20 protein-coding genes are annotated in these 23,262 nt (G+C 66.0%); 7 read left to right on the top strand and 13 right to left on the bottom strand.

The window, feature by feature from the left end:
* Window positions 1-5 precede the first annotated feature (5 nt).
* A complete protein-coding gene (locus U0L91_RS08135) occupies window positions 6-1,109 on the bottom strand; it encodes a CobW family GTP-binding protein (RefSeq protein ID WP_330045990.1) in 1,104 nt (367 codons plus the stop codon).
* Window positions 1,110-1,323: 214 nt separating this feature from the next.
* Here U0L91_RS08135 and U0L91_RS08140 point away from each other — a divergent pair, with 214 nt between their 5' ends.
* From U0L91_RS08140 to U0L91_RS08165, 6 genes are all read left to right on the top strand, one after another.
* The gene (locus tag U0L91_RS08140; RefSeq protein WP_330045937.1) at window positions 1,324-1,995 is read left to right on the top strand and encodes a response regulator transcription factor; all 672 of its coding nucleotides are present in this window, start codon (window positions 1,324-1,326) and stop codon (window positions 1,993-1,995) included.
* Window positions 1,992-2,993, top strand: a complete 1,002-nt coding sequence (locus U0L91_RS08145; protein ID WP_330045938.1) for a sensor histidine kinase — start codon at window positions 1,992-1,994, stop codon at window positions 2,991-2,993. Before U0L91_RS08140 ends, U0L91_RS08145 begins: the two co-directional genes overlap by 4 nt.
* A 118-nt stretch (window positions 2,994-3,111) precedes the next feature.
* Window positions 3,112-3,876 carry an ABC transporter ATP-binding protein gene (locus U0L91_RS08150; protein WP_330045940.1) on the top strand — a complete coding sequence of 255 codons (765 nt, stop codon included), beginning with the start codon at window positions 3,112-3,114 and terminating at the stop codon, window positions 3,874-3,876.
* Window positions 3,869-5,845 (top strand): FtsX-like permease family protein, encoded by a 1,977-nt coding sequence (locus U0L91_RS08155; RefSeq protein ID WP_330045942.1) that lies wholly within the window; start codon window positions 3,869-3,871, stop codon window positions 5,843-5,845. The genes U0L91_RS08150 and U0L91_RS08155 overlap by 8 nt, the downstream gene beginning before the upstream one ends.
* Before the next feature lie 79 nt (window positions 5,846-5,924).
* Window positions 5,925-7,712: an aminopeptidase P family protein gene (locus U0L91_RS08160; RefSeq protein ID WP_330045944.1), complete on the top strand. Its 1,788-nt coding sequence runs from the start codon at window positions 5,925-5,927 to the stop codon at window positions 7,710-7,712.
* 85 nt (window positions 7,713-7,797) lie between these two features.
* Window positions 7,798-9,198, top strand: a complete 1,401-nt coding sequence (locus U0L91_RS08165) for an MATE family efflux transporter (RefSeq protein WP_330045946.1) — start codon at window positions 7,798-7,800, stop codon at window positions 9,196-9,198.
* A gap of 46 nt (window positions 9,199-9,244) precedes the next feature.
* Here the strand turns inward: U0L91_RS08165 and U0L91_RS08170 are convergent, their stop codons facing one another.
* On the bottom strand, window positions 9,245-9,964 hold the full coding sequence (locus U0L91_RS08170) for a uracil-DNA glycosylase (protein WP_330045948.1): 720 nt from the start codon (window positions 9,962-9,964) through the stop codon (window positions 9,245-9,247).
* Window positions 9,965-10,161: 197 nt separating this feature from the next.
* Here U0L91_RS08170 and fba point away from each other — a divergent pair, with 197 nt between their 5' ends.
* Window positions 10,162-11,025 carry a class II fructose-1,6-bisphosphate aldolase gene (gene fba, locus U0L91_RS08175; RefSeq protein ID WP_330045950.1) on the top strand — a complete coding sequence of 288 codons (864 nt, stop codon included), beginning with the start codon at window positions 10,162-10,164 and terminating at the stop codon, window positions 11,023-11,025.
* 94 nt (window positions 11,026-11,119) lie between these two features.
* Here fba and U0L91_RS08180 read toward each other — a convergent pair whose 3' ends face one another.
* The 11 genes from U0L91_RS08180 to ftsY all read right to left on the bottom strand — a co-directional run bounded on the left by U0L91_RS08180 (window position 11,120) and on the right by ftsY (window position 23,256).
* A complete protein-coding gene (locus U0L91_RS08180) occupies window positions 11,120-12,460 on the bottom strand; it encodes an MATE family efflux transporter (RefSeq protein ID WP_330045952.1) in 1,341 nt (446 codons plus the stop codon).
* A 57-nt stretch (window positions 12,461-12,517) separates the two neighbouring features.
* On the bottom strand, window positions 12,518-13,480 hold the full coding sequence (locus U0L91_RS08185) for a glycosyltransferase family 2 protein (protein WP_330045955.1): 963 nt from the start codon (window positions 13,478-13,480) through the stop codon (window positions 12,518-12,520).
* Between the two features lie 30 nt (window positions 13,481-13,510).
* Entirely contained in the window at window positions 13,511-15,094 is a 1,584-nt protein-coding gene (locus U0L91_RS08190; RefSeq protein WP_330045956.1) for a glucosyltransferase domain-containing protein, read from the bottom strand.
* A 69-nt stretch (window positions 15,095-15,163) separates the two neighbouring features.
* Window positions 15,164-17,707: a leucine--tRNA ligase gene (gene leuS / locus U0L91_RS08195; protein ID WP_330045958.1), complete on the bottom strand. Its 2,544-nt coding sequence runs from the start codon at window positions 17,705-17,707 to the stop codon at window positions 15,164-15,166.
* A gap of 57 nt (window positions 17,708-17,764) precedes the next feature.
* A complete protein-coding gene (gene rsfS / locus U0L91_RS08200; protein ID WP_330045960.1) occupies window positions 17,765-18,133 on the bottom strand; it encodes a ribosome silencing factor in 369 nt (122 codons plus the stop codon).
* A gap of 20 nt (window positions 18,134-18,153) precedes the next feature.
* Complete coding sequence (locus U0L91_RS08205; RefSeq protein WP_330045962.1) at window positions 18,154-20,079, bottom strand: LCP family protein; 1,926 nt, start codon at window positions 20,077-20,079, stop codon at window positions 18,154-18,156.
* Between the two features lie 76 nt (window positions 20,080-20,155).
* On the bottom strand, window positions 20,156-20,734 hold the full coding sequence (gene yqeK, locus U0L91_RS08210) for a bis(5'-nucleosyl)-tetraphosphatase (symmetrical) YqeK (protein ID WP_330045964.1): 579 nt from the start codon (window positions 20,732-20,734) through the stop codon (window positions 20,156-20,158).
* Between the two features lie 15 nt (window positions 20,735-20,749).
* Window positions 20,750-21,352: a nicotinate (nicotinamide) nucleotide adenylyltransferase gene (nadD, locus tag U0L91_RS08215; RefSeq protein WP_330045967.1), complete on the bottom strand. Its 603-nt coding sequence runs from the start codon at window positions 21,350-21,352 to the stop codon at window positions 20,750-20,752.
* Entirely contained in the window at window positions 21,349-21,648 is a 300-nt protein-coding gene (locus U0L91_RS08220; protein ID WP_330045969.1) for a YhbY family RNA-binding protein, read from the bottom strand. Before U0L91_RS08220 ends, nadD begins: the two co-directional genes overlap by 4 nt.
* Before the next feature lie 20 nt (window positions 21,649-21,668).
* Window positions 21,669-22,301, bottom strand: coding sequence for an RdgB/HAM1 family non-canonical purine NTP pyrophosphatase (rdgB, locus tag U0L91_RS08225; RefSeq protein ID WP_330045971.1), 633 nt, complete (start codon window positions 22,299-22,301; stop codon window positions 21,669-21,671).
* A gap of 7 nt (window positions 22,302-22,308) precedes the next feature.
* Window positions 22,309-23,256 (bottom strand): signal recognition particle-docking protein FtsY, encoded by a 948-nt coding sequence (gene ftsY, locus U0L91_RS08230; RefSeq protein ID WP_330045973.1) that lies wholly within the window; start codon window positions 23,254-23,256, stop codon window positions 22,309-22,311.
* Window positions 23,257-23,262 lie beyond the last annotated feature (6 nt).

Below are 23,262 nucleotides of genomic sequence, written 5' to 3' on the forward strand. Positions count from 1 at the left end.
CTGCCTTACAGGCGGAACAGCGCTTCCACCTCGTGCTCCTTGAGGTCCGAACCGATCACGCAGAGCTTGCCGGTCACGTCGGGGCCGCAGGTGCGGATCTCGTGCTCGCCGGGCACCATGTCGAACTCGTACCAGGTGTCGGTGCCGTCCACAATGCCCTTGGCACGCAGCACGGCGCCGTACTTGCCGGAATCCAGCGCGGTCAGCGCCTGCTCCAGCTCCTCGCGGGTGTAGCGGCGGGCCGTCTCGCGGCCCCAGCTCGTGAACACCTCGTCGGCGTCATGGTCGTGATGATGATGGCAGCAGCACTCGCCGTCATGATGGTGATGCTCGTGCTCGTCCTCATCATGATCGTCATGATCGTGGCAGCAGCACTCGCCGTCGTGATGATGATGCTCGTGCTCCTCCTCGTCATGATCGTCATGATGATGGTGGTGATGATGGTGCTCCTCCTCGCCGGCATGGGCGGCGTTGGACGCCTGGGCCTCGGCCAGTAGCTCGGCGACGAGGTCGCGCTTGCCGTCCATGACCGAGACGATCTGGGCACCGGTCAGCTCGTTCCAGTCCGTCGTGACGATGGTCGCGGTGGGGTTCTTCTGCTGCAGCATCTCGACGGCAGCGGCCACCTTCTTCTCATCGGCGGTGCCGGTGCGGCTGAGCAGGATGCAGGAAGCATGGCTGACCTGGTCATCGTAGAACTCGCCGAAGTTCTTCATATACAGCTTGACCTTGTTGACGTCGGCGACCGTCACAAAGCTGTTGAGCCGGACGGGCAGCGTCTCGGCCACGCCCTCGACGGCGCGGGTCACGTCGCTGAGCTTGCCGACGCCGGACGGCTCGATGAGGATGCGGTCGGGATGGTAGGTCTCGACAACCTGCTTGAGGGCCTCGCGGAAGTCACCCACCAGCGAGCAGCAGATGCAGCCGCTGTTGAGCTCGTTGACCTTGATGCCGGCCTCCCGCATGAAGCCGCCGTCAATGCCGATCTCGCCGAACTCGTTCTCGATCAGGACGATCTTCTCGCCCGCAAAGGCTTCCTTGATGAGCTTCTTGATCAGCGTGGTCTTGCCGGCGCCCAGGAAGCCGGAAAAAATATCAATCTTTGTCAGTTTTTCTGCCATGATGTGTGTCCCCTTCTATTTTGAATCGCAGCTTGATTAGCAATCGCAGTTTCCTACTGCCAACCCTATTATACCAAACCCGTCAAGAGGTTTGCGCGGCATTTTTGTAGCGCAATTCTGAACTTTTTGCAAAATTCCTGCCCGGCTGGCTCGTCTTATCAGGTGAATGCCTGCTGCCGCAGACGGAAGGAGTGTCGCTGCGATGTACCGAATCTTTCTGGCCGAGGATGACCCGGTCACGGCCCGTCTGACCGCCCGCCATCTGGAAACCCTCGGATACGAGGTGTGCTGTGCGGCCGATTTTGCCGATCTGATGCCGGCGCTGACCGGCTTTGCCCCGCATCTGGTCCTGCTGGACCTCTCGCTGCCCTACCGCAACGGGTATCACTGGTGCCGGCTGCTGCGCCGGCAGTCCGATGTGCCGATCGTCTTTCTGTCCTCGGCGTCGGACAACCTGAACATTGTCACGGCGATGGACCTCGGGGCGGATGATTTTCTGCCCAAGCCCTACGATCTGGACGTGCTGGCCGCCAAGGTGCAGGCGATCCTGCGGCGGGCCTACCGGACGGCGCCCTCGCCGGTGCTGCCGCTGGCCGACGGGGCGGAGCTGGAACCCGGCACCGGGGAGCTGCGCACCCCCGCGGGCACCGTGACGCTGACCCGCAACGAGCTGCGCATCCTGCAGATGCTGCTGGAAAACCGCGGCCGCACCGTCCGGCGGGACACCCTGATGACCCGGCTGTGGTCCACCGACTGTTTTGTGGACGAGAACACGCTGACCGTCAACGTCGGGCGGCTGCGCCGCAAGCTGGACGCCGCCGGGCTGGGCGGGCGGCTGCGCACCGTCAAGGGGGAGGGGTATCTGCTGGCATGAAAACGCTGTGGGGGTATCTGGCCGGGCAGCGGCACACCGCGCTGCTCTGGCTGCTGACCGTGGGGATTTTCTGGTGGGTGGGGCTGCTCTATGCCCTGCCCGGCGAGGCGCTGGGTTATGCGTCGGTGCTGTCCGCGGCGGCGGGACTGCTCGTGACGGCGGCGGGGTTTCCGGGCTGGCGGGCGCGCCGGGCGGCGGTGGCCGCGGTCCGGCACTGCCCCGAGGAGAGCCACCCCGTGCTGCCCGATCCGCCGGCCGGGGCGCAGAGCATCGAGGGACAGTACCGGGCCGCCGTGGCGGCGCTGGCCGACCGGATGGACCGGCAGCGGGCCGAGGCGCGCCGGGCGCGGGATGCGCTGCAGGAGGACTTTGCCCTGTGGGCGCACCAGATCAAGACGCCGCTGGCCGCGCTGCATCTGCTGGTGCAGTCCGCCCCCGGGGAGGAGGCCGCCGCGGCCGAGACCGAGCTGTTCCGCACCGAGCGGTATGTGGACATGGCGCTGAACTGCCTGCGGCTGTCGGACGGCAGCGCCGACCTTGTGGTCTGCCCCACGGCGCTGGACCCGGTGATCCGCCGTGTCGTGCGGCGGTTTGCCCGGATGTTCATTCTGCATCATCTCTCGCTGCGCTATGACGGCACCGCGGCCCGGGCTCTGACCGACGCCCGCTGGCTGGGCTTTGTGCTGGAACAGCTGCTCTCCAACGCCGTCAAATACACGCCCGACGGCGGCACCGTGACGATCACGGCGGACGCCGCGGCGCTGTGCGTGGCGGACACCGGCATCGGCATCCCGCCCGAGGACCTGCCCCGGGTGTTTGAGAAGGGCTATACCGGCCGCAACGGCCGCGATGCCGACAGCCATGCCACCGGGCTGGGGCTGTATCTGAGCGCCCGGGCCGCGGCGCGGATCGGGGCGTCCCTGCAGGCCGGGGCGGCGCCGGGCGGCGGCACGGCGGTGACGCTGCACTTTCCCCGCCAGGACCTGCTGTGCGAGTAAGGTGACAAAACCGTTCGGTTGGCGGGCCGCTTTGTTCGCTGCGGCCATGGCAGACGCCCGCGCCGGGCGGTACGATGACGGTGTATCCATCCGATGCAAGAAAAGGAGGCTGCCTGCCATGGCACTTTTGGAAATCCGTCATCTTCAGAAAATCTACACCGCCCGGTTCGGCGGGGCGCGGGTCCAGGCGTTGTCCGACCTGAGTTTTGCGGTGGATCAGGGGGAATACCTGGCCATCATGGGCGAGTCCGGCGCCGGCAAGACGACGCTGCTCAACATTCTGGCCGCGCTGGACCGGCCTTCCGGCGGCGAAGTGCTGCTCAACGGCCAGGACATCACCAAAATTCCCGAGCGGCAGCTGGCCGCTTTCCGCCGGGATCACCTCGGGTTTGTCTTTCAGGACTTCAATTTGCTGGACACCTTCAACCTGCGGGACAACATCCTGCTGCCGCTTGTGCTGGCCGATCTGCCCTACGCCCGGATGGAGGAGCGGCTGCTGCCGCTGGCCCGTCAGCTGGGCATCGACGGGCTGCTGGACAAGTACCCTTATGAGGTCAGCGGCGGCCAGAAACAGCGCGCCGCCGTGGCGCGGGCACTGATCACCCGGCCGGCGCTCGTGCTGGCCGACGAGCCGACCGGCGCGCTGGATTCCCGCTCGGCGGAATCGCTGCTGCAGCTCTTCGGCCGCATCAACGCGAGCGGCCAGACCCTGCTGATGGTCACCCACAGCGTGCGGGCGGCCAGCCATGCGTCCCGGGTGCTCTTTCTGCGGGACGGGCAGGTCTACCACCAGCTGTTCCGCGGCGGGTCGGACTCGGAGCAGATGTTCACCCGGATTCAGAACACGCTGGCCGCGCTGACAGGGGGTGAAGAGGATGCGTAAACCCGCCTTCTATCTGCGGCTGGCCCTGCGCGGTCTGGTGCGCAACCGGCAATACTGCGGGCCGTTCTTTCTGACGGCGGCGTTCTGTTCCGCCATGTGCTACATCATGCGGTATCTCAGCTACAGCCCCTTTGTGCAGACGATGCACGGTGCGGACTATGTGGCGATGATGCTGACGCTGGGCAGTGCCGTCATGGCCTTTCTGATCGTCTGGATCATGGTGTATGCCAACGGCTTTGTGCAGCGCCGCCGGGGCCGGGAACTGGCGCTGTACAACATTCTGGGCATGGAAAAGCGCCACCTAGCCGTCCTGCTGGCGCTGGAATCGGCGCTGATCTGGGCCGGGTCCTCGGCGGCGGGGCTGGCGGGCGGCGCGCTGCTCTCCAAGCTGGCGCTGGCGGCGCTGCTGCGGCTGATGCACCTCTCGCTGCCGCTCGGCTTTGCGTTCTGTCTGCCCGGCGCGCTGGAAACCGCCGTCGCCATGGCCCTGCTGTTCGGGTTTCTCTATCTGCGCAATCTGTGGCAGGTCGGGCGGATGAGTCCCATCGAGCTGCTGCACAGCGACCGCACCGGCGAGCGGGAACCCCGCAGCCGCCGTCTGGCGGCGCTGGCGGGGGCCGCGGCGCTGGCGGGCGGCTACGCGCTGAGCATCCTGACCCGCGACCCCGTGATGGCGTTGCTCCTCTTTTTTGCGGCGGTCGCCCTTGTGATTGTGGGCACCCATCTGCTGTTCGGCGCGGGCAGCGTTGTGCTGCTCAAGGCGCTGCGGGCCAACCGGCGGTTCTACTACCGGCCGCGGGCCTTTGTGGCGGTGTCGGGGCTGATCTACCGGATGAACCAGAACGCCCGCGGCCTGGCCAACATCTGCATCCTGTCCACGACGGTGCTGGTCAGCGTAGCCACAACGGTCTGTCTGTACACCGGCATGGAGGCCAGCCTGCAGACCAACTATCCGCATGATCTGCTCATCACCTCGCACTATACCTGCGACACCGGCGACGACACGGCGCTGCGCGGGCAGCTGGCCGACGCGGCCGCCCCCTGGCTGACCGACCGGGCCGTCTGGCAGAGCCAGACAAGTCTGGAACTGACGGTGACGGTCCGGGACGGCGTCTACCGCCCCATCAGCGAGTACACCGCCGACGCGGTGATGCTGTCGGTGCTGACGGTGGAGGACTACAACGCCGCCGCGGGGCTTTCGCTGACGCTGGACGACGACGAGGTGCTGGTGGCCGGGGCGGACCCGGCACAGCTGCGGTACGGCTCGCTGTGCTTTGCGGCAAGCCCGGCGCCCGCGGTGCCGGAGGACCTGGTCAACCGGGTGAGCGGGTCGCTGGCCGTGGTGGTCTCCTCCCGGCAGGTGCTCGAGACCTTCCGGCAGGAGACCGAGCGCTGCATCGGCGAGATGCCCAACCTGCAATGGCAGCTTGCCGTGGACGACCCCGGCGCTTCCGACGAGGCACTGCTGTCCTGCGCCGAAGCGATGCAGCAGACGCTGGACGCCAGTTCCGGCACGCCGTTTGACGGGGCGGGGCTCTATCTGTTCTGCCAGCCCCAGCTGCGGCAGGAATTCACCGGCCTGTACGGCAGTTTTGTCTTTCTGGGGCTGTTCCTGGCGCTGCTCTTCACGATGGCCACCGTGCTGATGATCTACTACAAGCAGCTCAGCGAGGGCTACGAGGACCGCGGCCGGTTCGTCATCCTGCAGAAGGTCGGCATGTCCGCCGAGGAGGTCCGCGCCGCCATCCGCACCCAGGTGCTGCTGGTGTTTTTCCTGCCGCTGGCGGCCGCGGCGGTGCATCTGGCCGCCGCCTTCCCGATGCTGTCCCGGATGGTGGAGATGTTCGGCATCACCGACCTTGTGCTGTTCGCCGGGGTGGCGCTGGCCGTCCTGGCCGTGTTTGCGGTGTGCTATACGGCGGTCTATGCCGTGACGGCCCGGCAGTACTACCGCATTGTGCGGCGGTGAACCGCGCGCCTTGACCTTTTGTAAAAACGTGTTAGAATGGACTTGTTCGATACCAAATCACAAAAAGGGGCGATCCATTTTGACTACGAACGAAAAGATCTCCGCCCTGCGCAGCGCGGCCAAAGCGGCCGGCGGCAGCGGCGTTCTGCTGATGACGAGCGACCCGCATTGCAGCGAGTACCTGCCCGATTACTACAACAGCCTGCCCTGGTTCTCCGGCTTCACGGGGGAGAACTCCACGCTGGTCGTGACGATGCAGGGCAGTGCCCTGTGGTGCGACGGACGGTTTTACGTCCAGGCCGACAAGCAGCTGGCCGGCACCGAGATTGCCTGCATGCACGCCGGTTCCGCCGGGGTGCCGACGGTGGCCGAGTACCTGGCCGACCATTTCGGCGCCGGGGACACCCTGCTGCTGGACGGCAGCTGCGTGCCCGCCACGACGGCCCACACCTATGAGCAGGCGCTGGCCGCCAAGGGCGCCGCGCTGAAGAGCCTGGACATCGTGACCCCGCTGTGGGAGAGCCTGACCGACCGTCCGCAGCTGCCCAACACCCCCTGCCGCCTGCTGACCCCCGAACAGACCGGTGCGACGGCCGCCGAGCGCATCGAGATGGTGCGCGCCGAGCTGCGCAAGGCCGGTGCCACCGCGCTGGCCGTGACGGGTCTGGACTGCGTGGGCTGGCTGACCAACGTCCGGGCGCTGGACCTGCCCTGCACCCCGCTGGCCGTGGCCTATGCGCTGGTCACGATGGACAGCTGCACGCTGTTCATTGCGCCGGGCCGTCTGAGTGAGGCGGACGCCGCCACCCTGCACGACAACGGCGTGACGCTGCGGGATTATCCCGAGCTGCTGGAGGCCGTCCATGCCCTGCCCGCCGAGGAAGTGTTCCTGGTGGACGAGAAGGCGACCAACTATGAACTGTACCGCGCCCTGTGCGAGCACCGCACCGTGGCGGGCCCCGACCCGATCTTTGCCCTCAAGGGCATCAAGAATCCCGTCGAGCTGGCCAACATCCGGGAATGCCATATCCGGGACGGCGTGGCCGTCGTGCGGTTCCAGATGGATCTCGAGAAGGCGCTGGCCGAGGGCAAGACGCTGCACGAGACCGACATCGAAGTGATGCTGCAGCGCCGCCGCAGCGAGATGCCCGGCTATTTTGAGGACAGCTTCGGCACGATTGCGGCCTACGGTCCCAACGCCGCGATGATGCACTACCATGCGGGCGGCGACGTGGACAGCGTGATTGAGCCTCACGGCTTCTTGCTGGTGGACAACGGCGGCCAGTACGACTGCGGCACCACCGACATCACCCGTACCTATCCGGTGGGCCCGCTGACCGACAACGAGCGCCGCTACTACACCTGGACGCTGCAGTGCCACATCGACATTGCCCGCGCCGTCTTCCTGGATTACTGCACCGGCTTTGCGCTGGACAGCTTTGCCCGCGGTCCGCTGTGGGCCCACAAGATCAACTACCGCTGCGGCACCGGCCACGGTGTCGGCTTCATCAGCGGCGTTCATGAGGGTCCGCAGAGCCTGCGTCCCCAGAACGACATTGTTTTCAAGCCCGGCATGACCATCACCGACGAGCCCGGTGTCTACGAGACCGACGAGGTGGGCATCCGCATTGAGAACGAGCTGGAATGCGTCGATGCCGGCGAGAACCAGTACGGCCACTGGCTGCGGTTTGAGCCGCTGACCCTGGCGCCGATCTCGACCGAGCCGGTGCTGGTGGATGAGCTGACCCGCACCCAGATTGACTGGCTGAACGCCTATCATGCCCATGTGTATGAGATGCTCAGCCCCCGCCTGAACGAGGAGGAGAAGGCCTGGCTGAAGGCCAAGACCGCCCCCATCGGACGCTGATTTCCGGATGATGGCGGCGTGCCGCTCCCTTGGAGAGCGGCACGCCGTTTTTTGTGTTTCTAACCCGCTGCAAGGAGATACCGCTATGTTTTTTCACCGCTCCCCCGCCGGCGGCAGCCGCCAGGTGGATTTTTCCACCGGCAGCGTGCGCCAGAACGTGCTGTCCGTTGCGGCCCCCATGCTGGTGGCCCAGGTCCTCAACCTGCTGTACAACATCGTGGACCGCATCTACATCGGCAAGATTCCCGGCCACGGCACGCTGGCGCTGGCCGGGCTTGGCCTGTGCTTTCCCATCGTGACCCTCGTCACGGCCTTTGCCAACCTGTTCGGGGTGGGCGGCGCACCGCTGTGCTCCATCGCCCGCGGCCAGAAGGACCTGCCCGCCGCGCGGCGCATCATGGCCAACGCCTACTTCATGCTGCTGGTCTGCGGTGCGGTGCTGACCATTGTGGGCATCGCCTTCCATCGCCCGATTCTCTATCTGTTCGGCGCCAGTGCCGACACCTACGGCTATGCGTCGGACTACATGACGATCTACCTGCTGGGCACCGTCTTTGTGATGACCTCGCTGGGGCTCAACCCCTACATCAACAGCCAGGGCTTTGCCAAGGTCGGCATGCTGACCGTCCTGCTGGGCGCCGCGGCCAACATCGTGCTGGACCCCATCCTGATCTACGGGTTCGGGCTCGGCGTACGCGGCGCCGCCATTGCGACGGTGGTCTCGCAGTTCCTCTCGGCGCTGTGGGTGCTGCGGTTCCTGACCGGGCCGCAGGCCGAGCTGACGCTGCAGTTCCGCGGGTTCCGGCCGGACTGGGGCTGCATCCGCCGCATCACGGCGCTGGGCACCTCCAGCTTTGTGATGTCCTTCACGGACAGTCTGGTCCAGGTGGCCTGCAACGCGACGCTGCGCGCCTTCGGCGGGGATCTGTACATCAGCGTGATGACCGTCATCAACTCGGTGCGGCAGATCGCCCAGACGCCGGTCATGGCGCTGACCGACGGCGCTTCGCCGGTCATCAGCTACAACTACGGCGCCCGCAATGTCCCCCGCGTGCGGCAGGCCATCCGGTTCATGACCCAGCTGGGCTTCGGCTACACGCTGCTGATCTGGGGGCTCATCTCGCTGTTCCCCACCTTCTTCATCAGCATCTTCAACCATGATGCCGCCCTGCTCGGGGCGGCGGTGCCCTCGTTGCACATCTACTTTTTCGGGTTCGTCATGATGGCCTTCCAGTTCACCGGGCAGAGCGTCTTCAAATCGCTGAACAAGGCCCGGATGGCCATCTTCTTCTCGCTGCTGCGCAAGGCGATCATCGTCGTGCCGCTGACGCTGGCCCTGCCCCACCTGGCAGGTCTCGGGGTCAACGGCGTCTTTCTGGCCGAGCCGATCTCCAACCTGATCGGCGGTCTGGCCTGCTACCTCACGATGCGCCGCACCGTCATGCCGGAGCTTTCCGCCATGGAGGCAGCTTCTTCGGTCCACTGACAGCACAAGGCCCGCGGCCATATGGCCGCGGGCCTTGTGGTTTGCATCAGTCGGTCGGGGTGTTCAGCGCCCAGCGGATCGGCGGTTCGCCCTGCGCCGTCAGGAAGGCGTTGGCCTGGCTGAACGGCCGGGACCCGAAAAAGCCCCGGTGTGCCGACAGCGGGCTGGGATGCGGCGCACACAGGCAGCACACCGGCGCGCCGGCGCGTGCCTCGAGCATCGGGGCATAGGACTGGGCGTGCGCGCCCCAGAGCAGCGCCGCCACCGGATGGGGGCTTTGCTGCAGGGCGTAGGCGATGGCGCTGCGGGTGAAGGTCTCCCACCCGTGGCGGGCGTGGGAGTTGGCGGCGCCGCGGTCCACCGTGAGCACCGTGTTGAGGCAGAGCACGCCCTGCCGGGCCCAGGGCGTCAGGTCGGTGCCGGCGCCCGCACCGGGGCCGAGGTCGCTTTCCAGTTCGCGGCAGATGTTGCGCAGCGAGGGCGGCGCCTTGACCCCCCGGGGCACCGAGAAGGCCAGTCCCATCGCCTGCCCCGGTTCATGGTAGGGGTCCTGGCCGAGCAGCAGCACCCGCACCGAGGCCGCCGGCGTACATGCCAGCGCGCGGAACACCTGCCCGGGCGGCGGATACACCGTGCCCGCGGCGGCGCGCTGCGTCACAAAGCGGTCCAGCGCCTCAAAATAGGGCTGCTGCGCCTCGGTTTCCAGAAAGGGCTCCCAGTCCCCGTACCGCCCTGTCCCGGCCATCTCTTCCAGCAAGATTCCCATGCCGTTCTCCTCCCTGCGGTCTGTTCGCCGCACCGTTCTGGTCTGATTATAGCATAGTGCGCAGCGGCAGGCAATTCCTGAATCTTTTTGTTGCTTTTTTGTCAAAGTCAGGCTATAATAGAGGTATCGGAGGGGCGGGGTCTCTCTGCCTTTCTCAGGAATGAAATTAGGGAATGAAATTTGAGGAGGTACCTGATATGCTCGTTAATGCAACCAATATGCTCCTGAAAGCCCGTGACGGTCACTACGGTGTCGGTCAGTTCAACATCAACAACCTGGAATGGACCCGCAGCATCCTGCTGCAGGCGCAGGCCATGCAGAGCCCGGTGATCCTGGGTGTTTCGGAAGGCGCCGGCAAGTATATGACCGGCTTCAAGACGGTGGCCGCGATGGTCCGCGCGATGGATGAGTCGCTGGGCATCACCGTGCCGGTGGCGCTGCACCTGGACCACGGCACCTACGAGGGCGCCAAGGCCTGCATCGAGGCCGGCTTCACCTCCATCATGTTTGATGGTTCTCATTATCCGATCGAGGAGAATGTCGCCAAGACCCGCGAGCTCGTTGAGCTGGCCCACGACAAGGGCCTGTCCATCGAGGCGGAGGTCGGTTCCATCGGCGGCGTCGAGGACGGCGTCGTGGGCGCCGGCGAGATCGCCGATCCCGAGGAGTGCGCCAAGATCACCGCGCTGGGCGTGGACTTCCTGGCTGCCGGCATCGGCAACATCCACGGCATCTACCCCGACAACTGGAAGGGCCTGGACTTTGAGGCGCTGGACCGCATCCATCAGGCCACCAACAACATCCCGCTGGTCCTGCACGGCGGCACCGGCATCCCCGACGAGATGGTTCAGAAGGCCATCAGCCTGGGCGTCTGCAAGATCAACGTCAACACCGACTGCCAGCTGGTCTTTGCGGAAGCCACCCGCAAGTACATCGAGGCCGGCAAGGATCAGCAGGGCAAGGGCTACGACCCCCGCAAGCTGCTGAAGCCGGGCGCCGATGCCATCATGGCCAAGGTCAAGGAGAAGATCGAGCTGTTCGGCTCCGCCAACCGTGCCTGATTGAATCCCTATTTGCGGCAGACGCCAGAGCGTCTGCCGCTTTTTTCTTTGCAAAAAGCGCCCCTTCCCGGCCGGGAAAGGGCGCTTTTATTTTTCAGGTCCGGTCCGCGGCCAGCCAGCGGGCGCGGGTTGCAAAATACCAGGGGACCTCGACGCAGAGCATGACGGTCCAGCCGACGGCGCAGGCCCAGGCAATGCCGCTGATGCCCAGCCGGGGCGCCAGCAGACAGGTAAAGATCACCCGCAGCGAGGTCTGCAGGAAGGTGCCCAGCAGGGTCATGGGCATACGGCCCATGCCGCGGTAATAGCCCTGGAAGCCGTTGGTCAGGGCGGGCAGCAGATAGAACACCGCCATCAGCGCGAGATACCGGGACGCCAGCGCCACAACGCGGTCGGCGCCCTCGCCGGTGACGAAGAGGGAGGCCAGCGGCGTGCGCAGCACCGCCACCAGGGTGCCGATGATGGCCCAGTAGGCGACCTCCATGCCGAGCCCCACGGCAAACCCGCGGTTGATGCGGTCCCGCCGGCCGGCGCCGCGGTTCTGGGCGATGTAGGTCGTGATGCCCTGGGCGATGCTCTGTTCGGGGGTGAAGGCGAAGTCATCCATCCGGGTCACGGCGTTGAAGGCCGCGATGATGTCCACCCCCAGCGCGTTGACCTGGCCCTGGATGAGCACCTTGCCGATGGGCTGCACGGCCTGCTGCAGCGCCGTGACGCCGCCGTACCGCAGCGTGCGGCCCAGCAGCGAGCCGTCGATGCGCCAGTCGCAGCGTTCGGGGCAGAGTTCGGGGGTGCGGCGCAGGAGCCACCAGCCGGCCAGCGCCGCGCTGACGGCCTCGGCGACGACGGTGGTCACCGCCGAACAGACGATGCCGAAGCCCAGCGCGCCGATGAAGATGAGGTCCAGCACGGCGTTGAGGATGGAGGAGAACATCAGGAAGCGCAGCGGCGTCCTGGCGTCGCCGACGCTCTTGAAGCCCGCCGCGAGGGCGTTGTAGAAGCAGGTGAAGGGCGCGCCGAGGAAGGTGATGCGCAGATACACGCCGGTGATGGTGAGGATTTCGGGCGGGACGGCGAGGCCGCGCAGGATGGCCGGCGTGAGCAGGATGCCCGCCGCCGCGACCCCCGCGCAGAACACGGTGCCGAACAGCACGGTGGTGGCCAGTTCGCGGCGCAGACGGGGCAGGTCCCCGGCGCCGAAAAACTCGCTCATCAGCACGCCGGCGCCCAGACAGATGCCGGTGATGCCCAGGATGACGAGGTTCATGACGGGGCCGGCGACGCCCTCGGCGGCGAGGGCTTCCTTGCCGATGAAGCGGCCCGCGATGATGGAATCCACGGCATTGTAGGCGAGCTGGAACCAGTTGCCCAGCATCAGCGGCAGGGCGTACCGCCACAGATGCCCGAAGGCCGGGCCGGTGGTCATATCCCGCATGGATGGTCCCCTCCTATACAAAAAAGCAGAGAGCCGGATGCCCTCTGCTCGGTGTTGTTACGGATTGCCGCGGCGCGCGTCGCGGTCGGCCTCGGTCTCCCGGGTGATATAGACCGGGCGGTGTTTGACTTCCAGATAGGTCTTGGCCAGGTACTCGCCCACGATGCCCAGGCAGAAGAGCTGCACGCCGCTGCAGAGCAGCATGATGCAGACCATGCTGGGCCAGCCCGAGGTGGGGTCACCGAAGAGCAGTGCCCGCACAATGACAAAAATGATGCCCACAAAGGCCGCCAGGCAGAAGATCACGCCGGCCAGCGCCGCCATGACGAGGGGCGCCGTCGAGAAGCCGACGATGCCCTCGATGGAATACTGGAAGAGGCTCCAGAAATTCCATTTGGTCTTGCCGGCGACCCGCTCGACGTTCTTGTAGTCGAACCAGCGGGTCTTGAAGCCCACCCAGCTGAAGATGCCCTTGGAGAAGCGGTTGTACTCCGACATTTCCAGCACGGCGTTGACCATCCGGCGGCTCATGAGGCGGAAATCCCGGGCGCCGTCCACAATCTCGGTGTCGGACATCCGGTTGATGATGCGGTAGAACAGCCGGGCGAACCAGCTGCGCACCGGGGGTTCGCCCTCGCGGGTGGTGCGGCGGGTGGCGGCGCAGTCATAGTCGCCGGTGAGCAGGGCGTCCAGCATGTCGGGCAGCAGGGCGGGCGGGTCCTGCAGGTCGGCGTCCATCGTGGCGACATAGTCGCCGCGGGCGGCCTGCAGACCGGCATAGATGCCCGCCTCCTTGCCGAAGTTGCGGCTGAACGAGACATACCGCACCCGCGGGTCCTCGTCATGCAGGCGCCGGGCCGTGGCCAGGGTGCCATCCCGCGAACCGTCATCCACAAAGATGAATTCAAAGTCCGCGCCGTGGCTGGTTTTCATCTGCTCTGCCACACGGGAGGCCTCGCGGTAGAACAGCGGCATGGCCTCCTCCTCATTGTAACAGGGTACGATCAGGCTGATGAGCATATCTTGACTCCCCTTCCGGGTATTTTGGTATCAGAATCGGACGAGCAGATACCCGTCCTGCATGGTCACGCCGTCGGGCAGTGTCTGGGCCAGTTGGTCGGCCTCGCTCTGCTGTTCGGGGGTGACTGCCGCGCAGGGGCGGCCGACCTGCTCCATCAGCAGGTAGAGCTGTTCCTTGCCGCCGAAGGCATCCTGTGCCCAGTTGATGACAAGGGTCTGGGGGTTTTCGTAGCGGTACAGTTCACCGAACGGCCCGCCCAGCACCGCCGAGATCAGGTAGGACACCTTGTACGCGGGGTTCTGCGCCGGGACGACGAGCCGCCGGGAGAGTTCCTCGGGCAGTTCGACCTCCCCGGTGAAGGCGACCGGCATCGTGCCGGCGGGGTCGAGGGCATCGAGGGCGCGGGCCGTATCGGTCAGCAGCGATTCCTCATAGTGCCAGCGGTCCCGCCCGAAGGCGAAATCCGCCCGCAAAGACGCCGCCTCGATGCCGAGAAAGACCAGGCCCGCCAGCAGGGCCGGCACGGTGCGGCGCGGCCGGAGTGCATCCAGGGCCGGACCGAGCCACAGCCAGGCCGCGAAGGGGACAAAGACCGCAAAGCACTGGGTTGTGCGGGCCATCTGGGCGCCGGTGCCCTGCAGCAGCCCCAGGGAAAACTGGGAGAGCAGCAGGCCCGCCGCAAAGAGTGCCCGGCCGTTGCCGCCGCGGTGCCGCACGCCCCAGACCAGGACGGCCAGGCAGGCCAGGGCCAGCAAAGCGAGCGCCGGCACCGCAAAGGCGAGGGCGACGTAGTTGGTCAGCCATTCCCGCAGCGGGATGAGCAGTGCCTGGGCGAGGCTGTCCCGCCGGAACCAGAAGATGGTCTTGGAGGCGGTGCCGTTGCCGCCCGTGACGCCGGCGGCCGCACAGAGCAGCGCGGTGAAGAGGCGGCGGAGCAGCAGACCGGCGGCCAGCGGCCAGAGGCCCCGCACCAGTGCGGCGGCGGACCGGCGCAGCGAGCGGCTGCGGGGCGGCAGGGCCGCGGCGTCGAGCAGCAGCGCCGCAAACACCAGGGTGAGCCAGACCGGGGCAAAGGACTCGTAGAGGCCGAGGGCGAACGCCAGGCAGAGCGCCGCGCCCGCCGCGCCGGGCAATCCGGTGCGGACCCCGCCCAGCAGGTGGGGCAGCGCGAGGGCGAGCGCCGCGGCGCAGAGCAGATACCCCAGCCCCACCCCGCACTGGTTGGAGTACATGAGGATCTCGGCATGGTAGGGCCAGAGCACGAGGCCGGCGGCCAGCAGCAGGGCGCCGGGCAGGGCCGCCGGGCGCCGGGCCGCGGTGTAGAGCGCGGCGGCCAGCACGACGCCGGCCAGCGCCAGGCAGACCAGCGCGAACAGTTCCGGCCAGAAGGGCCGGTATGCCATGATGCCGGTCAGCGCCTGCAGCAGCCAGACGGTGAACCGTCCCTGCCGCAGGAATTCCCCGCCCTGCTGGTAGACGCCGATGGCGAGGTCGTCCATATCGACGGCGGGGACCCGCAGAGCGAGCCAGTAGCCGGGCAGCGAGAAGGCCGCCAGCAGCAGCCAGAGCAGCGGACGACGTGCCAGCGCGGCCAGATTGCCCGAAACGGGCAAAGCCCCCGCGGAGGCGGAGGCTTGCCGACAGGTATTCAGCTTTTGCGAAGCGTGTGCCATGGGGAGCAATCAGCCTTTCACGGCGATGTTGACCAGGCGGCCCTTGACGTAGATTTCCTTGGCGATGGTCTTTCCGGCGATGGCTTCGGCCACAGCGGGGTCCGCCTTGGCGGCGGCGATGGCGTCGGCGCTCTCGATGTCGGCGGCCACGTCGATGCGGGCCTTGACCTTGCCGTTGACCTGAACGGCGATCTGGACGGTCTGCTCGACGCACTTGGCCGGGTCATAGCTGGGCCAGGGGTGGTAGGCCAGCTGATCCTCGTGGCCCATCTGCTGCCACAGTTCCTCGGTCATATGCGGCACGAAGGGGTTGAGCAGCTGGAGCAGCACCTCGAACTCGGCGCGGGTGGCGCCGCCCTGCTCATACAGCGCGTTGACAAGGATCATCAGCTGTGCGATGGCGGTGTTGGCCTTGAGGGCGTCGATGTCCTCGCCCACCTTCTTGATGGAGCGGTTGAAGAGCGCCTCGAGCGACGGACGGATGCCGTCCCCCTCGACCTTCTTTTCGGACAGCGCCCAGATGCGGTCGAGGAACCGCTTGCAGCCCTTGATGGAGTTGGTGTTCCAGGGCGCGGCCTTCTCGAAGTCGCCGATGAACATTTCGTACAGGCGCAGCGTGTCGGCGCCGTACTCGTTGACCACGTCGTCGGGGTTGACGACGTTGCCCAGGCTCTTGGACATCTTGACGATGGGATGTTCCGACATCTCGCCGTACTTCTCGACCAGATGCTCGCGGACGGCCTTCTCGCTGCCGAACTCGGCCAGCAGGGCCTTGCGCTCCGAATCGGGCAGATTCTCGTAGGCATGGGGGTTGAGGCCCAGGATCATGCCGTGCGAGGTGCGCTTCTTGTACGGCTCGGGCAGCGGCACCACGCCGATGTCGTACAGGAATTTATGCCAGAAGCGGCTGTACAGCAGATGGAGCGTCGTGTGCTCCATGCCGCCGTTGTACCAGTCCACCGGGGACCAGTAGTCCAGCGCCTCCTTGCTGGCGATGGCGTCGGGGTTGTGCGGGTCCATATAGCGCAGGAAATACCAGGACGAGCCGGCCCACTGGGGCATCGTGTCGGTCTCGCGCCGGGCCGGGCCGCCGCAGCACGGGCAGGTCGTGTTGACCCACTCGGTATGGCGGGCCAGCGGGCTCTCGCCGTCCGGGCCCGGCTCAAAGTCGGTGATCTCGGGCAGGCGCAGCGGCAGCTCGCTTTCGGGCAGGGGCTGCCAGCCGCACTTGTCGCACCAGACCATCGGGATGGGCTCGCCCCAGTAGCGCTGACGGCTGAACACCCAGTCGCGCAGCTTGAAGTTGACTTTCTTGCAGCCCTTGCCGTTCTCTTCCAGCCAGGCATACATCTTCTCCTTGGCCTGCTCGACGGACAGACCGTTGAGGAAGCCGGAGTTGATCAGCGTGCCGGTGGCAACGTCGGTGAAGGCCGCCTCCTCGAGGTTGGACGGGGTTTCGCCCTTGACGACCTCGATGATGGGCAGACCGAACTTCTTGGCGAACTCCCAGTCGCGGGTATCGTGGGCCGGCACGGCCATGATGGCGCCGGTGCCGTAGGTGGCCAGGACGTAGTCCGAGATGAAGATGGGCACCTCGGCGCCGTTGACGGGGTCAATCGCGTTGACGCCCTCGATGCGCACGCCGGTCTTTTCCTTGTTGAGCTCGGTGCGCTCGAAGTCGCTCTTGCGGGCGGCTTCCTCCTGGTAGGCCTTGACGGCGTCGGGGTTGCGGATCAGGCCGGCCTCCATCCATTTGCGGATGAAGCTGTGCTCCGGCGAGACAACCATATAGGTGCAGCCGAACAGCGTGTCGGCGCGGGTGGTGTAGACGGTCAGGGTATCGCCGGCGGTGGTGTCGAAGTTGATTTCGGCGCCGTGGCTGCGGCCGATCCAGTTGCGCTGCTGGGTCTTGACGCGGTCGATGTAATCGACGGTGTCCAGATCGTCGATCAGGCGGTCGGCGTAGGCCGTGATGCGCAGCATCCACTGGCTCTTGACGCGCTGGACCACGGGGCTGCCGCACCGCTCGCAGACGCCGTTGACGACCTCCTCGTTGGCCAGAACGACCTTGCAGCCGGTGCAGTAGTTGACGGTGGTCTCCTTCTTGTAGGCAAGGCCCTTCTTGTAGAGCTGCAGGAAGATCCACTGGGTCCACTTGTAGTAGTCGGGATCGGTGGTGTTGATCTCGCGGTCCCAGTCAAAGGAGAGGCCCAGCGCCTTGAGCTGGCTCTTGAAGCGGGCGACGTTGCGGGCCGTGATGATCTCGGGGTTGATGTGGTTCTTCAGGGCATAGTTCTCGGTGGGAAGGCCGAAGGCGTCCCAGCCCATCGGGTACAGCACATTGTAGCCGCACTGACGCTTTTTGCGGGCCACGATGTCCAGTGCGGTGTAGCTGCGGGGATGTCCCACATGCAGGCCCGCGGCGGAAGGATACGGGAACTCCACCAGCGCGTAGAATTTGGGCTTGGAATGATCGATCTCGGCGTGGAAGGTATGCTCATCCTCCCAGACTTTCTGCCATTTGGCCTCAACGGCCTTGAAATCATACTTCATTTGACGTTCTCTCCCCACTGATTGTATTGGGATGGCACCGCGGACGGCGCGCCCTGTTTATTGTTGTTGTTCCGGGGCTGCCCACTCACTCTCGGGCAGCTGGGTGGCATCGGCCCACAGATGTTCCAGGTCATAGAAATCGTGGGCCTCGGGGGTAAACACATGGACAATGACACTGCCGTAATCCAGCAGCACCCAACGGTTGCCGTCGTGGCCTTCGGTGCGCAGGACATGCACGCCCTGCTGCCCGAGCTGGAAGTCCGCCTCGTCGGCCAGCGCCCCCACATGGGTGGTGGAGTTGCCGGTGGCGATGACGAAGTAATCCGCCACGGTGGTCAGGTCCTCGACGTGGAGGACCCGGATGTTATACGCCTTCTTGGCGTCCAGAACACGGGCCAGACGAATGGCCAATTCCTTGCTTTCCATAGTTGCTCCTTCCTTGGGGCTCAGGCCGCGGGTTCCGCGTCGCTCTGGGCCGCATCGCTGCCGGCCGAGTCGGCGGAATCTGCGGGGTCCGGGGTCGGTTCGACGTAATCCACGACATGGGAACCGTCGAGGTTGTCGTTGACCTGGGCCTCGGAATCCTTCTGCATCAGGTCACCCATATACTGGATATTGGGGTCGGTCACGGTACCGCCGGTCAGCGCCACGACATTGTCGCACAGGTTCAGTTCGCTGGCATCGACGGGGCCGGTATTCTCGCGGAAATACTGGTTGAGCAGGTCGGCGTCCTCCTGACGGGCCGGGTAGAGCAGATCCTGGTCGTTGTACTTGGGTCCGCCCATATAGACCGGCATCTGGCAGATCATGATCTTGGAGGATTCCACCTTGAGCATGCTGACCGCAAAGCTGACCAGCTTGGTCACGCTGAGGTCGGTTTCGAGATAGTTGACGACGGCGGGCACCATCTTGGCGACATCCCAGATGTTGCCGATGCTCTTGAGCTTGCGGAACAGCGCGGAGTAGAACTGCCGCTGCATGTTCAGACGGCCGATGTCGCCGTCGGGGTAGATCTTGCGGGCGCGGAGCAGGAACTCGCAGGCCGCACCGTTGAGGGTCTGGTAGCCCTGGCTGAGGTGGCTGCCCTGGAAGTCCATATCCTGGGGCACGTTGAGTTCCACGCCGCCGAAGGTATCGACAAGGCTGACCAGCATCTCGAGCCGGATCGTGATATAGCCGTCGATGGGCAGCTTGTACTGGTCGGCGACCAGCTCACAGAGCGCAGCCATATTGTTGTTGTTGTCCGAGCCCTGGGTCTTGGCCACGCCGTTGATGCGGTAGTTGCCCGAGACCGAGGTATCGGTGGTGACCATCGTATCGCGGGGGATCTGCAGCATCCGGACCTCGCCGGTCTCGTTGTTGAAGTGCAGATACAGGATCATGTCGGTCATGCCGTCGTTGACGTTGGAGTCATTGGCGGCGCCGGCGCTCAGGTCGTCGGTGCTCGAGCGGTCCACGCCGGTGATGAGGACGTTGAACTCGCTGTCCTGCAGTTCCTTGGGGGTGTTGATCAGCTGGCTGATCTTGATGGCACCGGCCTCCGGCGCGATGGCGCGGATGATGAAGAACAGCGTGCCGGCAAAGATCAGGACAATGGCGGCCAGGGTGCCCAGCAGGATTTTCCACCAGCTGCCCTTCTTCTTTTTGGAACCGCCCTTGCCGTTCTTGCCGCCCTTGCCGCCTTTTCCGGCCTTGCCGCCGTTGCCGCCGCGGGGAGGCTTGCCGCCCCCGGCGCCCGAGGCTCCGGCACCGCTGCGCGCAGAGCCGCCGGCTTTGCCGGCCGTGCTGCCGTTCTGGGACGTGCGGGACGCCATGACGGGCTGCGAAGCCGCCGGGGCCGCGGCGGCCGGCTGCTGCGGACGGGCAGCGGCCTGGGCGGCGCGGCGCTCGAGGCGGGCGCGGTATTCCGGATCGTCGTTCATATCGTAATGCGGACGGCTGCCCCGGGTTTCGTTGAGGTCAAGACGCCGCACCTGGGTGCCGCTGCTGCGGTGAATCGTGCGGTTGTTGGCCGCGGCGCGGCGCTGGATTTCCATGGCCTGGCGCTGGGCCAGCGTGAGCGGCTGCTGGGCCGCCGGCTGCGCGGGCTGGGCCGGCTGCGCGGGGCGCTGGGCCTGTGGCTGGGCGCCGGCCTGCTGGCGGGCGGCCTGATAGCGGTCAATGTCGTGCTGCTGCACCCGGTTGAAGCTGCGGGTGCGGCGGCTGTTGTTGGCGGCGGCAGCCTGGGCGCGGCGGCGGGCCGCCTCGTATTCCTGCTGGCTCAGCACGCCGCCGGCCGTCGAGCGCCGGACATTGACAGTGCGCTGTGCGTCCCCCGCATGATAGACACTGCGGGGCGCGTCATCGGTATTCAACCTGCGTGACTCGCTCATATTGTTCCTCCCTTTGGGTCAGATATGGGAACAGACCGGAGGGCACTGCCTTCCGGTATCATGGCTTTTTCGGTCGTTACAGCGGATCCTGCGCGCAGTGACGGCGCACGTCCTGAAGGGCGGCCACGGTCTCGGGGTCCAGCACGCCGCCCTTCTCTTTGACAAAACCGATGCACTGTTCCAGTGCATGGCAGAGTGCCAGGTCGAGATTTTCCATCTCCTCGGCACGCAGCACCTCAACGCCGGGATAGTCCCGCTCGGCGCTGGTCATATCCGCCATATACAGGATCTTGTCCAGCAGGCTCATCCCCACCTTGCCGGTGGTATGGCAGCGGATGGCGGACAGGATCTCGGGGTCCGTCACCCCCCACTGTGTCTGGCACAGTATGGCGGCGGCGATCCCATGCCACACCGGCGAAGGACGCTGGGCAGCATTTTGTGCTATTATAGCATTATCGGCAAAAATCTGCAACAGCTCCTGCCGGGGCAATTCCTTCGCACTGTCGTGCAGGATTGCCGCAAGAGCGGCCTTTTCGGGGTCTGCGCCGTAGCGTCGGGCCAGTTTGACCGCCATTTTTTTTACATTTAAGGTATGCTGGTAGCGCTTGGCGGACAGGCGCGGTTTGACAAGAGCTTTGGCCTCTTCCTCGGTCATAACGGCAACTTCCTTTCAAAAGGTACGGCGGTACAGTCGGTATTGTTCCATCAGGCGGGGCACCGGCGGCGGCAGCAGTCTGGCCAGCTGTTCCGGTGTGTAGCGCCCGGCGCGGATGTCGCTGGAAGCGCACTCCACGACGGGGGCGCGGGTGAACAGCACCTGGCCCCCCGCCTCGACCAGCGGGCGGGCGGCGGCGCGCAGCGCGTCGGCGTCGTCCTGTTCCCGGCTCTGCACGACCAGCGTGGCCAGCCGCAGCAGATCCTGCCAGCGGTACCAGCGCTGGAAGGTTTCCAGCATATCGCTGCCCACCGTCATGTACCGCTCGGCGGCGGGCCAGCGCTCGGCCAGCATGGTCAGGGTATGGTAGGTGTAGCTGCGTCCGCCCCGCTCGATCTCCCAGCCGCTGATCTCCACGCAGGGGTCCACGGCCCGGAAGCAGGCGCACATGGCCAGCCGCACCGACCCGGGGGTGGCGCTGGCCTGTTTGTGGGGCGGGATGCCCGCCGGCATGACGATGGCCCGGTCGGGCCGGACCAGCTCGATGGCGGCCCGCAGGTTGTTCATATGTCCGGCGTGGGGCGGGTCAAAGGTGCCGCCGAACAGCAGAATCTTCATCGCAGCAGATCCGCGTAGGCGGACTCTTTTTCTTTGAGGCGGAACAGCACGAACTTGCGGCCGATGACCTGGACGCAGTCGGCGCCCAGCCGCTCGCTGAGCAGGTCGGCGGCTTCGCGGGCGGTGTATTCGCTGTTTTCCAGCACCTTGATCTTGATGAGTTCCCGGGCGGCCAGGCAGTCCTCGACGCCGGCGGCGAGGGTATCGTCAATCTCGCCCTTGCCGATCTGGAAAACAGGGTCCATCGGGTTGGCGAGGCCGCGCAGCACGGCGCGCTGTTTGCTGGTAAGGGACATGGGGGTTCCTCCTTTGGATTTCAGGATTGAAGGAAGTCCGGCAGGGCGGCTTCCAGGCGTTCCATCGCGCGGCCGCGGTGGCTGATGGCGTCCTTCTCGGCGTCGGCGAGTTCGGCGTAGGTGCGGCCCTCGGTGTTGGGGCGGGTTCCGCCCTGCGGCAGGCCCACCCGGTCGGGGATGAACAGCGGATCATAGCCGAACCCGTTGCTGCCCGCCGGGGTCAGCGCGATGCGGCCGGGGCATTCCCCGTGGACGGTCAGACAGCGGCCGTCCGGCAGCATCAGGCAGACCGCCGAGACAAACCGTGCGGCGCGGCTGCCCTCGGGCAGGTCGGCCATCCGGTCCATCAGTTTGCGGTTGTTGGCCTCGTCGTCGCCGTGGCAGCCGGCATAGCGGGCGCTGTACACGCCGGGCTCGCCGTGCAGTGCCTCGACGCAAAGACCCGAGTCGTCCGCCACGGTGGCCAGGCCGGTGGCGGCGCAGAACGCCTGCGCCTTGATGCGGGCGTTCTCCTCAAAGGTGGTGCCGGTCTCGTCGGGGTCGAGGGTCACGCCCAGCTCACGCAGGCTTCTGACCTCGTGGCCGCAGCGGGTCAGGATGCGGCGCAGTTCCTTGAGTTTTCCGGCATTGTTGGTGGCGGCACAGACGATCATCGGACACTCACTCCTCGTTGTGTTTGGCGGGCACTTCGGGCAGAAGCGCCTCGGAGAAATCGGTGGCCGAGAAGAACAGCAGATCGTCAATCTTCTCGCCCACGCCGACAAAGCGGATGGGCAGGCCCAGCTTTTCGTGGACGCCGATGACGCAGCCGCCCTTGGCGGTGCCGTCCAGCTTGGTCAGCACGATGCCGGTGGCGCCGGCGGCGCGGCAGAATTCCTGCGCCTGGCTGATGGCGTTCTGGCCGGTCAGGGCATCCAGCACCAGCAGCACTTCCAGGCTGGCCTCGGGGCTGGCCTTGCGGACGCTGCGGGAAATTTTGGCCAGCTCGTCCATCAGGCCCTTCTTGTTGTGCAGACGGCCGGCGGTGTCGGCGATGACCAGGTCATAGCCGCGGGCCGCGGCGCTCTGCACGGCGTCAAAGATGACGGCGGCGGGGTCGGCGCCCTCGCCGGCCTTGACCAACGGCACCTCGGCGCGCTCGGCCCAGATTTCCAGCTGTTCGCTGGCCGCGGCGCGGAAAGTGTCGCCGGCCGCCAGCATGACGTGCCGGCCCAGGTCCTTGTACAGATAGGCCAGCTTGGCGATCGTCGTGGTCTTGCCGACGCCGTTGACGCCGATGACCAGGATGACGGCGGGCTTGCCGGAAAGATCGAGGTCGGTGCTGGGGCTGATCTCGCGCCGGATGATCTCGCGCAAAGCGCGCAGCGCTTCCTCGCCGGTCCTGAGATGCTGCGATTCGACGGTGTCGCGCAGCTCGTCCACGAGGCGGACCGCACAGGCGGGGCCCACATCGGCGAGGATGAGCTGTTCTTCCAGCTCGTTGTACAGATCGTCGTCGATCTGGGAGTTGGTCAGTGTGTTCACGATGGACTGGAAAAAGCCGGTGCGGGTCTTTTCCAGGCCGACCTTGAGCTTTTCCTTCTTCTTGAATGCGTCAAACAGTCCCATAATGTA

Source organism: Gemmiger sp. (genome assembly GCF_036306485.1).
GTDB lineage: Bacteria > Bacillota > Clostridia > Oscillospirales > Ruminococcaceae > Gemmiger.

Coding starts and splice junctions, on each gene's coding strand:
- rsfS (WP_330045960.1), bottom strand. CDS start 18,133: ATGGAAAGCAAGGAATTGGCCATTCGTCTGGCCCGTGTTCTGGACGCC.
- nadD (WP_330045967.1), bottom strand. CDS start 21,352: ATGAAGATTCTGCTGTTCGGCGGCACCTTTGACCCGCCCCACGCCGGA.
- U0L91_RS08150 (WP_330045940.1), top strand. CDS start 3,112: ATGGCACTTTTGGAAATCCGTCATCTTCAGAAAATCTACACCGCCCGG.
- U0L91_RS08140 (WP_330045937.1), top strand. CDS start 1,324: ATGTACCGAATCTTTCTGGCCGAGGATGACCCGGTCACGGCCCGTCTG.
- U0L91_RS08170 (WP_330045948.1), bottom strand. CDS start 9,964: ATGGGAATCTTGCTGGAAGAGATGGCCGGGACAGGGCGGTACGGGGAC.
- ftsY (WP_330045973.1), bottom strand. CDS start 23,256: ATGGGACTGTTTGACGCATTCAAGAAGAAGGAAAAGCTCAAGGTCGGC.
- U0L91_RS08180 (WP_330045952.1), bottom strand. CDS start 12,460: ATGCGGGATATGACCACCGGCCCGGCCTTCGGGCATCTGTGGCGGTAC.
- U0L91_RS08205 (WP_330045962.1), bottom strand. CDS start 20,079: ATGAGCGAGTCACGCAGGTTGAATACCGATGACGCGCCCCGCAGTGTC.
- yqeK (WP_330045964.1), bottom strand. CDS start 20,734: ATGACCGAGGAAGAGGCCAAAGCTCTTGTCAAACCGCGCCTGTCCGCC.
- U0L91_RS08185 (WP_330045955.1), bottom strand. CDS start 13,480: ATGCTCATCAGCCTGATCGTACCCTGTTACAATGAGGAGGAGGCCATG.
- U0L91_RS08145 (WP_330045938.1), top strand. CDS start 1,992: ATGAAAACGCTGTGGGGGTATCTGGCCGGGCAGCGGCACACCGCGCTG.
- U0L91_RS08220 (WP_330045969.1), bottom strand. CDS start 21,648: ATGTCCCTTACCAGCAAACAGCGCGCCGTGCTGCGCGGCCTCGCCAAC.
- U0L91_RS08165 (WP_330045946.1), top strand. CDS start 7,798: ATGTTTTTTCACCGCTCCCCCGCCGGCGGCAGCCGCCAGGTGGATTTT.
- U0L91_RS08155 (WP_330045942.1), top strand. CDS start 3,869: ATGCGTAAACCCGCCTTCTATCTGCGGCTGGCCCTGCGCGGTCTGGTG.
- fba (WP_330045950.1), top strand. CDS start 10,162: ATGCTCGTTAATGCAACCAATATGCTCCTGAAAGCCCGTGACGGTCAC.
- rdgB (WP_330045971.1), bottom strand. CDS start 22,301: ATGATCGTCTGTGCCGCCACCAACAATGCCGGAAAACTCAAGGAACTG.
- leuS (WP_330045958.1), bottom strand. CDS start 17,707: ATGAAGTATGATTTCAAGGCCGTTGAGGCCAAATGGCAGAAAGTCTGG.